Annotated in this window: 11 protein-coding genes; 3 read left to right on the top strand and 8 right to left on the bottom strand. The window is 63.7% G+C overall.

Features of this window, described 5'->3' with window-relative positions; translation table 11 throughout:
* Position 1 precedes the first annotated feature (1 nt).
* From AB5I39_RS09770 to AB5I39_RS09750, 5 genes are all read right to left on the bottom strand, one after another.
* On the bottom strand, positions 2–2,134 hold the full coding sequence (locus AB5I39_RS09770) for a TonB-dependent receptor (RefSeq protein ID WP_404365883.1): 2,133 nt from the start codon (positions 2,132–2,134) through the stop codon (positions 2–4).
* A 136-nt stretch (positions 2,135–2,270) separates the two neighbouring features.
* On the bottom strand, positions 2,271–2,996 hold the full coding sequence (locus AB5I39_RS09765) for a phosphatase PAP2 family protein (RefSeq protein ID WP_404365881.1): 726 nt from the start codon (positions 2,994–2,996) through the stop codon (positions 2,271–2,273).
* Positions 2,997–3,085: 89 nt separating this feature from the next.
* The gene (locus tag AB5I39_RS09760; RefSeq protein WP_404365879.1) at positions 3,086–4,516 is read right to left on the bottom strand and encodes a TolC family protein; all 1,431 of its coding nucleotides are present in this window, start codon (positions 4,514–4,516) and stop codon (positions 3,086–3,088) included.
* Positions 4,513–5,610 (bottom strand): efflux RND transporter periplasmic adaptor subunit, encoded by a 1,098-nt coding sequence (locus AB5I39_RS09755; protein WP_404365876.1) that lies wholly within the window; start codon positions 5,608–5,610, stop codon positions 4,513–4,515. Before AB5I39_RS09755 ends, AB5I39_RS09760 begins: the two co-directional genes overlap by 4 nt.
* Positions 5,594–7,297, bottom strand: coding sequence for an ABC transporter ATP-binding protein (locus AB5I39_RS09750; protein ID WP_404365873.1), 1,704 nt, complete (start codon positions 7,295–7,297; stop codon positions 5,594–5,596). The genes AB5I39_RS09755 and AB5I39_RS09750 overlap by 17 nt, the downstream gene beginning before the upstream one ends.
* Before the next feature lie 348 nt (positions 7,298–7,645).
* Between AB5I39_RS09750 and AB5I39_RS09745 the strand changes: the two genes are divergently transcribed.
* The 3 genes from AB5I39_RS09745 (at position 7,646) to AB5I39_RS09735 (ending at position 10,748) form a co-directional block, all read left to right on the top strand.
* Complete coding sequence (locus tag AB5I39_RS09745; RefSeq protein WP_404365870.1) at positions 7,646–8,380, top strand: response regulator; 735 nt, start codon at positions 7,646–7,648, stop codon at positions 8,378–8,380.
* Between the two features lie 77 nt (positions 8,381–8,457).
* Positions 8,458–9,732, top strand: a complete 1,275-nt coding sequence (locus AB5I39_RS09740; protein ID WP_404374102.1) for an ATP-binding protein — start codon at positions 8,458–8,460, stop codon at positions 9,730–9,732.
* Positions 9,733–9,932: 200 nt separating this feature from the next.
* The gene (locus tag AB5I39_RS09735; RefSeq protein WP_404365867.1) at positions 9,933–10,748 is read left to right on the top strand and encodes a TorF family putative porin; all 816 of its coding nucleotides are present in this window, start codon (positions 9,933–9,935) and stop codon (positions 10,746–10,748) included.
* Between the two features lie 76 nt (positions 10,749–10,824).
* Here the strand turns inward: AB5I39_RS09735 and AB5I39_RS09730 are convergent, their stop codons facing one another.
* The 3 genes from AB5I39_RS09730 to AB5I39_RS09720 all read right to left on the bottom strand — a co-directional run bounded on the left by AB5I39_RS09730 (position 10,825) and on the right by AB5I39_RS09720 (position 13,515).
* The gene (locus tag AB5I39_RS09730) at positions 10,825–11,205 is read right to left on the bottom strand and encodes a hypothetical protein (protein ID WP_404365864.1); all 381 of its coding nucleotides are present in this window, start codon (positions 11,203–11,205) and stop codon (positions 10,825–10,827) included.
* Entirely contained in the window at positions 11,195–12,094 is a 900-nt protein-coding gene (locus tag AB5I39_RS09725) for a helix-turn-helix transcriptional regulator (RefSeq protein ID WP_404365861.1), read from the bottom strand. Before AB5I39_RS09725 ends, AB5I39_RS09730 begins: the two co-directional genes overlap by 11 nt.
* A 137-nt stretch (positions 12,095–12,231) precedes the next feature.
* A complete protein-coding gene (locus tag AB5I39_RS09720; protein WP_404365858.1) occupies positions 12,232–13,515 on the bottom strand; it encodes a hypothetical protein in 1,284 nt (427 codons plus the stop codon).
* Between the last annotated feature and the right edge of the window lie 100 nt (positions 13,516–13,615).

Raw genomic sequence — 13,615 nt, 5'->3', positions numbered from 1 at the left:
GTTACAGGCTGAACCGCAACGTCGCGCGGATGTCGCGACCCGCGAGCGGGGCGAAATCCTTGAGGAAGCTCGCCGCGCGGCGGGCATCGACGTCGAACAGATTGTTCGCGCTGAGCGTCAGCGACAGTTTCGGCATGGTCGAGAACGGCGTAACCGCGACCGAGGCGTTGACCATCGTGTATCCCGGCGTCGCCGTTTCGAACGCGCGGATGCGGTTCTGGTCGAACACATGCTCGACCTCGACGCGGCCGGTCAGCTTGTCCGATTGCGCTTCCAGGCCGCCGAGCACGCGGGCCGCCGGGATACGCGGGGCCGGACCCTGATCGCGGATCGTCGCGCGGACATAGTCGCCGAGCACATCGGCGTTGATCTTGTACCCCCCGATCTGGCCGAGCAGGACCGATCCCTCGGCCTCGACGCCGTAATAGGTCGCATCCGCCTGGATCGACTGGAAGCAGGGGAAATCGACCGTCCGTCCGCTAGGCGCGGCGGCGGCTTCGCAGATCGACTGATCGACCTGATTTTCCGAAATATAATTGTTGAAGCGCGTGTAATAGGCCGAGGCATCGAGGCTGTAGCCGGTGCCATGTGCGTGCAGCGTCAGTTCGGCGCCGTTGCTCCGCTCCAAACGGAAGTTGGGATTGCCGAGCTCATAGGCTTGCGTGCCGGCGTGCGCGCCATTGGCAAACAATTCCTCGGCAGAGGGAGCGCGTTCGGTGTGCGACAGATTGATGCCGACGCGCACGGCGTCGGTCAGGCCATAGGAGAAGCCCACCGAGCCCGAAACCGCGTCAAATCGCCGCGCCGCACCGGAAAAGCGCAGGTCGGTGGCCGGCGTGCGCGCGGCGACGTCGGTCATTTCATAGCGCACCCCCGCCTCGGCCTTGAGCTTGCCGAAATCGAGTTGTTGCAGCGTGAACAGGCCGGTCTGGTTGGTCTCGTTCTTGGGCAGGAAGGCTTCGTCGCCCTTCACGTCGAACACGCGGTTGAAGAACTGCACGCCCGATGCGCCCTGCCACGCGCCGCGCTTGGCTTGCACGAGTTCGAGGCGGCCTTCGGTGCCGTTGTTGAAGAATGCCGTGCCGACCGCCCCGTCGGGTTCGAGTTCGAAATGGCGATAGGTGGCATGGCCCGCGCGGATCCGGATGCTGTCTAGGAAGCCGCCACCGGTTTTCACTTCGCCGCGCAGATCGACGCGGTTCTGTACGATGCTGAGGCGCGGGGCTTCCTGTTCTTCGCCCGGCAGCGTGGCGTAGCGGATCGGCACGCCGTAGAGGCTGTCATAATGGCTGTACGACACGCCGAGCGAGCCGGTGTCGGTGATCAGCGATGCGCCGACGCCCGCCGTCCAGGTCGTCGCGGCGGTGTTGGGCAGCGTGCCGCGCACTGCGGCATTGGCGGCATAATCTATCGGTTCGGGATCGGACGGATCGACCGGGAGCAAGCTGGTCGCGAGCGCTTCGCGGCGGCGCTGCGCGGTCAGCGCATAGCCGCCGATTCGCAGATCGTCCGACTTGGAATAGGAACCGTCGGCATGGACGACGAAATGCTTGCCCAACGCCACGTCGCCGGCCGCACCGACCGTCCGTTCATTCGCCGCCGAACCATAGGTGCCGATCCCCGACAGGCGATAGCCGTTGACGGGCACCGAGCGCGGGATGCGCGTGTCGATCACGTTGACCACGCCGCCGACCGCCGACGAACCGTAGAGCAAGGCGGATGGGCCGCGCAGCACCTCGATCCGCTCCGAAAGCAGGGGATCGATGATGACCGCGTGATCGACGCTGGTGTTGGACACGTCGATCGATCCGATCCCGTCGGTCAGCACGCGGATGCGCTCGCCCTGGAAACCGCGCAGCACTGGGCGCGACGCGCTCGGCCCGAACGAGGTCGCCGATACGCCGGGCAGCTTGGCGAGCGTCTCGCCGATCGTCGGGCGCAGGCTGCGCGTCAGTTCAGCCCCGCGCAGCACCGAAGTGCCGGCCAGCACGTCGGTCTCGCTCTTCGGAACAACGCCAGTCACCACGATGTCGGGGCCTTGATCACCAGGGGTAATGGCGGGCGGGGTCGTCTGCGCAATCGCAGGCGCGGCAAACAGCATGGCAGAGGCAAGAAGAACGAATTTCGATTTCATGGAGAGACCTTCAACGGAATGTGCTGCAGCGCACTATATGTAATGAGATACTATCACAATACCGTTTCGTCGCTTTTCTAAGCGATTTGGCCTTCGCTGTGTTGCGATCGCAGCGCCAATTAGTGGGGCGTTAACGCTATTCCGGCTGGGTCGGGGTCGCGCCCGCCACCCGCAGGCGAATCGCCGACCCCAGCGCCCACCAGGCGACTGCCCAGAGCGCGCCAAAGATCCATCCCCCGAGCACGTCGCTCGGCCAATGCACGCCGAGATAGATTCGGCTGGTGCCGATCGCGGTGACCAGCAGCATCGTCGCGAAAAGGATGTAGCGCTTCACCGCACGCCCTTCGGTAATCTGGAGCAGTAGCAAGGCGAGCGTCAGATAGACGCACGCACTGTTGGCGGCGTGTCCGCTGGGGAAGCTCGCATCATACACGTGCACCAGATGATCGGTAACGGTCGGCCGCGCCCGCCCGACCAGACCCTTCACCGCGCCCACCACCAGCGACCCGCTGAGCGTGCCGGACACCACCAGCGCTAGCGTCAGCCAGTGGCGCGACGCGATCAGCAGGCCAGCGACGAGCGACGTCACCAGAACCAGCACCGTCACCCCGCCTAAAGCAGTGATGTCGAGCATCGTCTGCGTGAGGAGCGGCGGCCCGGGCGGCGGGCCGTGCGCCACGCCGCCGCGCGCCCACAACAGGATCGCCCGGTCGAACGGAAAGCGAAGTTCGCCCTCGCCGACCTCTCCCACTGCCCAGCCGAGCAACCACAGCACCCCGCCAGCCAGGGCGACCGCGATGACAGTGACGACTGTCCAGGGGGGATGGCGGATGTCTTCGGTGGGGTCGGGCTGGGCGGGCATCAGGCAGAAACTCCGGTCGCGGCCGCTGGATCCGGCCGGCCATGACCGCCCGCCTGTACCGGCCGTGCACCCCTAAGCAATCGGGCGGGTCAGCGCGTCAGGCCCAGCGCGGCGCGATCGGCGGTGGCGGCGGCCAGTTCGGCGCGCGTGGCGGCGATGCGCGCCTGCGCGTCAATCAGGCGGATGCGCGCGTCATTGGCGGTTTCCTCGCGCTGATTGACCAGGAAGAAGTCGCCGGTGCCGAGTTCGAAGCGGCGGCGTTCGGCCGCGGCCAATTTGTCGGCAAGACTGCGTTCGGTATCGGCGACTTTGGCCAGGCGCTCGGCGGCATCGGCCGAGATCACGATCGATTCGACCTCGACCGCGATCTGATCGCGCAGGAAGCGGCTACGCTGGTGCAGCGCGTCGATTTCCGCGCGCGCCTCGGCTACGCGGCCTTTTGCCGCACGATTCTGCAGCGGCACCGAGAAACGGAAACCGACCACGGCCTCCAGCGGCGTGCGGCTCGACCCACCGCGACCGACCGCGCCCAAATCCTTGCCGACCTCGCCGCGCAGATCGAGCCGGGGCGACAGTTCGTTCTCCGCCTGCAACAGCCGCGCCGTCGCCTGGTCGATCCGTGTCAGGATCACGCGATAATCGAACCGTTCGGTCGGCGCCGCAGGCGTCGGATCGCGCGGCACACCCGACAGCGCGCTCGCGTCGCGCGGCAGCCGATCCGGCGACACGGTGACAGGGTTGCCGTCCGCATCGCGCAGATAGAGCGACAGGGCGTTGGCGGCACTCGCCAGATCCTGTTCGGCGCGCAGCACGAGGCCGCGACGGCGCACCAGGTTCGCATCATTCTCGGTTAGCAGAATTTCCGGTCGCGCGCCGAGTTGCACAAGCCGCGCGAACGCCTTGCGCCGTGTCTCGGCAAGCTCCAGCAAGTCGCGATACGCGCTCAGCCGCAGACCGGCCGCGACCCAGGTCTGATAGGCATCGACCGCGCGGCGCTGCACCCCGATCGCGGCCATTTCGCCTTCGAAGCGCGCCACGTCGATGTCGGTCGCGGCCACCGCGCGGCGCGTGCGGCGTTCGTCGACCACCCGGTCGCGCAGCAACGCGAACAGCGCACCGACCTTCGCCTCGCCCAGGCGGTTGGTATAGGCCTGATCCTCATAGATCGGGAAGGAGCCGCGCGACGCGCGGTAATTGCCATAGACGTAGCCGCCATTGTTGGTCAGCGGGCGGGTAGCGCGGCCTTCGATCACCGTGCCGTCATAATAGCCCGCGACCCGCGACCGGGCGTCGACGTCGAACACGGTATCGAACGCCCCCTCCGCCGTCAGCGCGCGACCCTCGGCAGAACGAACCCGCGCCAATTGCTCGATGATCTGCGGGGCGCCGCGCGCGGAGGAGCGCAGCACCTCGTCCAGCGTCAACGGCGCGACGCGCGGCGCGACCTGCGCCACCGCCACGACGGGCACCAGCGCCGCCAGCAGAACGGCGGCCAGCCAAGACACGATGCGTGCGATCATTTCTTGCTCGCTTCGGTTTCGTCTTTGCTCTCGCCCTTCTTGGCGCCGGCGTTCGGGATCTTGGCCTTGCCCTTGATCTCGACCTGCGGACGGCTGCCAAATTCCAGCGGGAAATCGTTCAGCTGGCGCCACAATTCATAGCCGATCAGCACGGTTTCGCCCTGCACCCAACCGCGCACCTTGCCGCCGGGGCGGACATATTCGGTGCCGGGCCAACCAGGCTTGCCCGGCAGCGGCTCGACCAGGATGCGGAAGAGGCCATCGGGCGTGGCATTGGGATCGATCGAACGCACCCGCCCGTCGAACAGCCCCTGCGCGACCGAGGGCCAGCCGCTGAACTGAATCGCGGGCCATCCTTCAAATTGCAACCGGACATGACGCCCCACCCGCACCAGCGGGATGTCGCGTCCGTCGATATAGAGCTCGACCGCGCGCTCGACGCGTTCGGGCGCGACCACTGCGAGCACCGTGCCCGCCGAGACGACCGCACTCCCGCTGACCGCGTTCAACTGCTGCAACCGCCCGTCGCGCGGTGCACGAACGAGCTGTGCGGACTGGCGGTTGAGCTGCACCTCGATGCGGTTGAGCTTGGCGCGCGATTCGGCGAGCTTCGCGCCGGTGTCGGCGACCTTGATCTGCGTCTGTTCGTAATCGCGCCGCGACCCCAGCCCTTCGGCCAGCAATTGGCGCGAACGCGCGACGTCGATGCTGGCGACCGCACGGCTTTGTTCGACCGAGGCAATTTCGGCGAGCACCTGCGCGCGTTCGGCGGCAAGGCGGGTCAGCAGGTCGGGATCGAGATCGACCACGCGCGCGATCGGATCGCCGCGCTTCACATGCTGCCCGTCCTTGACGAACCATTGTTCGACCCGACCCGGCACCAGCGCGGTGACCTGTTGCTGCCGTTCGTCGGGATCGAGCGCGACGACCTGGCCCGCGCCAGCGGCGGTCTGCAGCCACGGCACGAAAGCCATGATCGCGACCGACATCGCGATGCCCAGCACCAGCATCCACGCCATGACCACGCCGAAGCGCGGCGGGCGCATGCTGGCGAGTGTCTTGAAATGGGCGAGGCGTTCAGCCTTGTACGGCATGGCCCGCCCCCTGTTGCTGCGCGGCGACCAGCGCCTCGCGGGTTTCGAAGCGACGCTGGCGGTGCGGCTCGAGATAGAACCAGCCGTCGAGCGTTATGTCCTCCGGGCGACCGGTCGAGAGCAGCACCGTCGTCCCCGCCTCCCGCAGGCGTGCCAGCACGCTTAGCAGGCGTTCGGTCGGCAAGAGGTCGTAGAGTTGCGACAGCATCAGCACGTGCGGCTTCACCAGAAGCGCGTTGGCGAGCTTCAACGCCATCAATTCGCCGATCGACAGCGGATAGCCCGAATTGGCGAGCGTGGTGTCGAGCCCCTGCGGCAGGCGCGCGACGCGATCCCGCAAACCGACCGCCTCCAGCGCTTCGAGCATCGCGCTGGAGCTAGCGCTCGAAGCGGCATCCTCGAACGCGAGCGAGAGATATTCGCGGATCTTCACTTCGACGATCGACGGGCGATCAAGCACCATCACTTCGGACCGCAGCAGATACATGTCGAACGAGGCGATGTCCGACCCGCCGACGGTCACCAGCCCGCGCTCGGGCACGACGTGACGCTTCAGCACCATGGCCAGCATCCGTTCCGCCCCGCCATCGGTCAGCGTGACCAATTGCTCGCCCGCGGCCAGCGCGAAGTCGAAGCGCGCGCCTTCGGTGACCACGCCGTCGAGCCGCACCGCCCCATCGGCGGGCGCGCGCCCCGCGACCGTGACGGCTGGCTCCTGCGGGATCGCGAAGAGCAGCGACAATTCCTCGGAACTGGCGATCAGATCGTAGAGCGAATCGAGATACCAGCCGAGCTGCGCGACGCCGTAGAACACACCGCTCAGGATCAGTTCGGCAGCCACCAATTGCCCGATCGACAATTCACCGCTGAGGATGAGATTGCCTCCAAGCGCGAGCAAGGCCGAGCTCGCCAGCGCATAGAGCAGCAGGAAGGCGACGGTCTGTGTGAAGCTGTAGCGGAAATAGCGCCGATGTTGGCGAATATAGTGCGCGGTGGCCTCCTCAGATCGATCCATCGCGAAATCGAGATGGCGGCTCGATTTGTAGAAGCCGTTCGATCCGCCGACGCTCTCCAGCCAGCGCGCGGCATCGTGCTTGGCATGGCTGAGCCCGACGGCCGAACTGATCGACCCGCGCGACCAGATCAACCAGATTGCCAGGACGGTCAGCACCAGCAGCGCGTTGAAGCCCAGGAAGAAGGGGTGATAGAAACTGGTGACCGCAAGCCCGACCGCCGATTGCAGAATGATCGTGAACCCTCCGATCACCAGGCTCGGCACCGCCTTTTGAACCACCACCAGATCGAAATAGCGATTGAACAGGTCGCCGCGATTCTGGTCGGAAAAGAACGGGTTCTGCGCATGGACGGCGCGTACGGTGATCTCGGCGACGATTCGCGCGAACAGGCGTCGTTCGAAAAGCGCCATCATCCACACGCGCAAAGCGCTCAACCCGGCGACGAGCAGCAACAGCGCCAGCAGCAAGCCGCTGAGCGTCCACAGGGGCGCAGGCAGAGCGGTATTGGCGACGCTGTTGATCAGCAATTGCACCGAAATCGGCGTCGCCAGCGACAACAGGCTGATGGCCACGCCATAGAGCATCGCCAGCCGGACATACGGCATTTCGGGACCGACGATCTCCGCCAGCCACCGCGTCGCGATGCGCCACCCTACACGTTCGGCTGCCACTAAACCCTCGCCAGACTCTACGAACGATTAAAAATTCACGCTCGGCCCCGCCGGACCGAACCCACATGCTTGTGACATACCTGACGGCGCGGAGACATCGTTAATTCGCCAAGCGAAACGACCGCCAGCCGGGAAAGTTTCCGCCCGCACGGCGGCAATACCGCGAGTGCAGGACCTGCGCCCGCCGTGAAACGGGCGTGAGAGATACGGTTCAAAGGTCATGGAAGCCTCGAGATAGGCGGACCGCCTTGCTCGTGTTTCACATCACGGTAACGAATTGTTTCTGCTGCACTGCCGCATGTCCGACGCATTGACCGGCGCCGGACGGGTGCTTTACCCCCACCGGACATGCAGACCGCCGAACCCGCAACGCTGATGCCGACCATCGTTCTCGTCGAGGACGATCCGCCGCTGCGCACACTGACCACGCGCGCGCTGCAGGAGAATGGCTTTACCGTCCGCCCCGTCGGCACCGCGCCCGAAATGTGGCTGGCGCTGGGGCAAGGGCCAGTCGATCTCGTGCTGCTCGATATCATGTTGCCCGGCACCAACGGCATCGATCTGTGCCGCGCGATCCGGCAGAAGAGCGACGTGCCGATCATCTTCGTCTCGGCCAAGGGATCGGAAACCGACCGCGTCGTCGGACTGGAACTGGGCGCGGACGATTATATCGCCAAACCGTTCGGCACGCGCGAATTGCTGGCGCGGGTGCGCGCGGTGCTGCGTCGCGGCGGGGCGGAGCGTCAGGCGACCGAGCAGCGCGCGACCGGGATCCTCACCTTCGATGGCTGGTCGCTCAACCTGCCACGACGCGAGTTGCTGTCGCCGACGGGCGGCCTGGTCGATCTGACCGGGGCGGAATTCGATCTGCTCGTCACGCTGTGCGATCATAGCGGTCGCGTGATCGCGCGTGAGCGGCTGATCGAACTGTCCCGCACGCGGCTGGGCGACAGTTCGGATCGCAGCATCGACGTGTTGGTCAGCCGCCTGCGCCGCAAATTGTCGAGTGCTGGTGCGGAAGCCCCGATCGCGACGGTGCGCGGCATTGGATATATGTTCACGGCCCCCGTGACGCGCGACTGAGCGCGGTCTTGAACACCAACATCTTCCGTCGGCTGCACGGTTCGGCCGGGCTGATCGGGCAGGTCTTCGCGATCCTGATGCTGGCGATGGTGCTCGAATTCGGCGTCTCGGCGCTGCTTTACGAACGCGCCAGTCAGTTTTCGGTACGCGACGATGAGGCGCGACGGCTGGCCGAACATTTGCTGATCGCGCGCAAACTGGTCGATGAAAAGGCACCGGCGGCGCGTCCGGCGCTGGCGCGCGAGCTCACCACCAGCCGCTACGAAATCCGCTGGAGCCCCGGCCTGCCGCCGCCACCGATCGGTGCCGATCTCGACCCGATGTATCATCAGATCGTGGGATGGGAGCCGGTGCTGGCACGCGCCGGTCTGCGGCTGGCGCTGTCATCGCCGGGCCGAGGCGCGGTGACGGCCGGGGGCGTGAAGCTGTCGGACGGGAGCTGGCTGCATTTCCGCACCCGCCAGGCGATCCACATGCCCGATGAGGTCGTCGAGCGGGTACTGCTGGCGATGGTGCCGGCGGGAATGCTGATCCTGATGGGCGGCTTGCTGGTGCGCCGTACGTTGCTGCCGCTGCGACGTTTGGCGCTGGCGGCCGACCGCGTCGGCAGCGGCAGCGATCGCGACGAAGCCGTCCCCGAAATCGGGCCGAGCGAGGTGCGGCGCGTGACGGGCGCGTTCAACCGGATGCACGCACGCATCTACCGGCTGATCGAGGATCGCACCCAGGCCCTGGCCGCGGTCGGCCATGATCTGCGCACGCCGCTTGCCCGGCTGCGGCTGCGCGCAGATCAGATCGCCGACCCCGGCATTCGCGCCTCGATCGAGGCGGATGTCGAGGAAATGTCTGCGATGGTGGCATCACTGCTGGCCTATCTCGGCGGCGAGGACGAGGTCGAGCCGCTGGCGATGACCGATCTCGCCGTGCTGTTCTCCACGCTGTGCGACGATATCGCCGATCGCGGACGCGATGGCTCCTATGACGGCCCAGCGCATCTCGAACTGCCGCTGCGCCGCCTGACGATCAAGCGTGCGATGGTCAATCTGGTGGAGAACGCGCTGCAATATGGCGACCACGTGTTCCTCTCCCTGATGCAGGAGCCCAACCGCATCGTGTTGCGCGTGGAGGATGACGGACCCGGCATCCCCGAAGCATCTTTGGTGCGCGTGCTCGATCCGTTCGTCAGGCTCGATGCGGCACGCGGGCGCGACACTATCGGGCTCGGCCTAGGCCTGGCGATCGTGGCCAAGGCGGTGGCGGAACATGACGGGACCTTCAAGCTCTCCAACCGACCGCAAGGTGGCCTGCGCGCGGAGATTGTGTTGCCGACGGGCAACGGCAGCGTGACATAAAAGCCGCAGAGTTGAGCACAGCCAGACGTGGCAACATTTCGTCACAATGCGGCATAAATCGAGCAAAGTACCAGGAATAGCTTTTCAGTGTTCGGCCGATCGCCGTCCCCCCGTCGTCATTGTGGAGATGCGCGGATGGGGAGAGGCAGCGACGGTCCGGGCAGCAGGCGGGAACCTAACCAAACATATTTGGAGGTCCCATGAAGATCCAAGTCGCCGCAGCCGTCGCTCTGATGCTGTCCGCAACCCCCGCATTCGCTGATGAAACCGCGCCACCCCCGCCGATTACGGTGTCGGGTTCGGTTGCGCTCGTGTCCGACTACCGTTTCCGCGGCGTCTCGCAGAGCGATAAGGAAGCGGCGATTCAGGGCGGCATCACAATCGCGCATGAAAGTGGTTTTTATGTCGGAACCTGGGGGTCGAATCTGGCGGGTTGGGGCCAGTTCGGCGGCTCGAACATGGAACTCGATCTGATCGGCGGCTATAAGCGCAGCATCGGCAGCGGTGCCGCGATCGACGTCGGCGTGACCTGGTACATGTATCCGGGCGGTTCCGACCTGACCGACTTCGCCGAGCCCTATGTCAAACTGTCGGGCACGCTTGGCCCGGTCACTGCACTCGCCGGCGTCGCTTACGCGCCCAAGCAGCGCGCGCTCGGCAATTTCTCGAACACGCCGCAAAGCCGCGGCCAAAGCGAGGACAACCTCTATCTGTGGGGCGATGCAAGCGTCGGCATTCCCAAGACGCCGGCCACGTTCAAGGCGCATGTGGGCTATTCGGACGGTAACCCCGGCCTTGGACCGAACGGCACCAGCGTCGCGCCGACCGGCTCCTATGTCGATTATCTCGTCGGGGTGGATGTGACGTTCAAGCCCGTCACGCTCGGCATCGCCTATACCGGCACCGACATCACGCGCGCGAAGTCGGCCTATCTGCTGCCGAACTTCTCCTCGACCAAGGACGGTTCGTCGATCGCGGCGGGCCAAGTCGTGTTCTCGATCTCGGCGGCCTTCTGAACCACGCGGTGCGGCGGGGCCACGGTCGGTGACCGTGGCCCCAGCTGCACGTTGACGCCGTGGCATCCTAACCTTGTCACAATCCACGGTCGGCTTGGCGGCGTGGGCCTCCAGAGAATTCGATAGCGATCTCCGGCTTTTTTCGTTCCAAGGGCGGCACTGATATTTTCCCGGCGCGAATGAAATAACTTAGGGTGCGCGGGCTGATACCAGCATCGCGTGCGATCGCGGCACGTGAACGGTCATCCTTTAGAAGCTCACGCACGAGAAAGGAGTACAGCTCGCTCCAGTTGGAAAATCGACCGTACGACCCTCTGAACGATTCCTTGGCGTAGCGCTTCTGATCGGCATTCCAAACAGCAACCAGTGCGCTACGTTCAGCCGATGTCGTGGTTTGGGGAGCGGTGGTCAAACCGGAAGGGAAACCAATCTTGGCCCAAATTTCCTTACGCTTCATACTCGCCCCGTTCCTCGTTCCAAGCTGCCTCCAATTCAACTGCAGAGAACTCAATCATTGCAACATCATCAAGTGGATGAAATCGTTCAAATCTTTCTTCAGTCCCGGACAATTCAATAACATCGACATGCTTGCTGTTCTCGAGGTGAAACATCGCCATCGTGAGGTCGTCGTGATCAACCTCGTAAGCTTCCATTTCGCCACCGACATGATGGATCACGGTGTTTCGGAGGAGTCCACCGAGGGCACCGGGAGTATCGATGAATCCAGCACGTTTAATTGCCACCAAGGCTGATTTTTGAAGCGCTTTCGGGTGACATGAGAAAGCGTCTCCGTCGCCTTGGGCCTGGTCGGCCCAGTCCACCATTGCCCGGTAAACCTCGAGGGGCATCCCGGCCGGACCATCACACGGATTGTTGAAGTGAAATTCTTCCGGAAACTCGTCAGCCTCGTCTACCAACCAAATCCGCCGCATCTGCTTCGGCCGAAACGCGAGGACTCGGTTGTTCATCGTCTCGACGGTGATCCAGTCCGGAAGCTTCTCGACGCTTGCGACACGCTGTCGAACACGGTCCGCCTGCTCTGCGGTGACGGGAAACCCGAACGTCAGAGAGCCGCCTCGAGGGCGCAAACCGAGATCCCCCCAATACTTTGCAGCTTTTCTCTTCGAAGGTATTCGATTCCGCTGATCGATCGCGGGCAAACTGCGCCCCAGAATATGGTCAATGCTGGCACCAAACAAATGTGCAATCTTGACCAGCACGGCGTGCGACGGTTCACTTTTGCCATTTTCCCACCGGGCGTAAGTCTGTTGGCTTGTGCCGAGTTCCGCAGCGACGTCTGATTGGGTCCGTCCACTTGCTAATCGCAGTTCTTTCAAACGACTCATGAAGCCTCCTTTCGAAGACCTCATTATCTACTCATATTATGAGTCTCAATACTCCTTTTTTGATACTTTCCGAGAAAGATGGTTAAGATCGGTCGCTCGCGTTTCTGGCAAAGCACCCTGATTGAATGAGGCTTTCATCACGCAGCCGCCATCCGCCGTACAAAACCCAGGTCCGCAAGCGCCTCTCTCGACCATGCTCCACAAATGCGCGGAACACCGATACGTACAAATTCATGGTGGAGCGGAATTCCCCTACGGCCCGTAAACGCAGCAGCTTCGCCCACGAACGCAATATCAGTGATGAGATTCGCAAGTCCTTCTCGGGGTATGCCTTTGCCCGCTCCGTAACGCACGACCTCTAGGTTCGCTGAAGTGACAGCCGCCGCCCCTTCCTTGAATCCGACGACAAAGATTTCACAGACGTCGCGAAGCGAATGGTGAGAAATCCCAAGACAATTTTTTGTAGGTTGTGCCGATGAGAGCGCCATATCAGCAAGGTGGGCAGGATCGATCATGATTCGCCGCAACGACAGGTTGTCGCCTTGGATGCAAAACGGAATTTCGGCGGCCAGCATCGCGCTGATCACCAATCCCCACGACTTTTCACCCGGATAAGATGACAATGCAGTCCGAAGGCCGACGTATTCGGGCGGCGGTTGGGAAATTTTCGCCGTCCGGCGCAATCGCTCGAGCAGCATTGAAACCGATCTTGCTCCGACTTGCACTCCCCTCAGACTTACAACACCGGGATGGTCATGGACTGCGAGATGGCCATAGGCGGCAATCTGCTCCACCGCATATACAGGCAGATCGAGGGCCACTGCCGCCGCACCGGGTGTTAAACTGTCGTCGAGAAGTTGCTTCAGCGTATCCACATCGCCCGTATGATAGCGAGCGCGTATCCGCTTGTTGCTGGGAAGTTTATCAAATCGAACGACACCTGAATCTCGAAGCTTTGTTAGTTCGTTGGAGGCGGTGCGTAACAGCAGGTTGGCTTCGGTAGCGGTGTAATAGTTCTCCGAGCCAGTCGTGAAAGTATCGGAAGTACGCCCATCAAGCGTTGCAAAGGCGGATGCGAGCAGCCGTTCCCCCTCGGACGTTTTCGCGGTCAACCACCTTAGATCTGCGCGCAGCGCATCATACGCCAGCATGTCGTCCGCAATCCGCTCCTTCCGCATTGCAACAGCGGCCCGGATGGACCCGGGCCAATCGATTAACATGCGCATCCCGGCGCCCATCACTTGCGCAATTTTTTCGGGTGGTTGCTCGATCAGTCTCTCAACGGCCCGGGCTGCTCGCATACCCGAAAAGACCATACCGACGCGGATGAGCATCTTGATGATCGTAGTCCGCGAAAATTGCCGAAGTTCCTCCGGTAAATGTGCTACCGCAGCCATTGCGATACCGGCATCATGAGACATCAGATTGGCTAGTTGGCGGTAATCGCGAACGAGTCCGACCTGCAGCGGTGGTGCAGACGATGGCGCAAGGGTCTCGCCACACGTCTCGCATTTGGCAATA

The organism is Sphingomonas sp. MMS24-J45, from assembly GCF_044881195.1.
Taxonomy (GTDB): domain Bacteria; phylum Pseudomonadota; class Alphaproteobacteria; order Sphingomonadales; family Sphingomonadaceae; genus Sphingomonas.
Note: the sequence above shows the minus strand (reverse complement) of the source record. Positions and strands in the feature narration are given on the sequence as shown.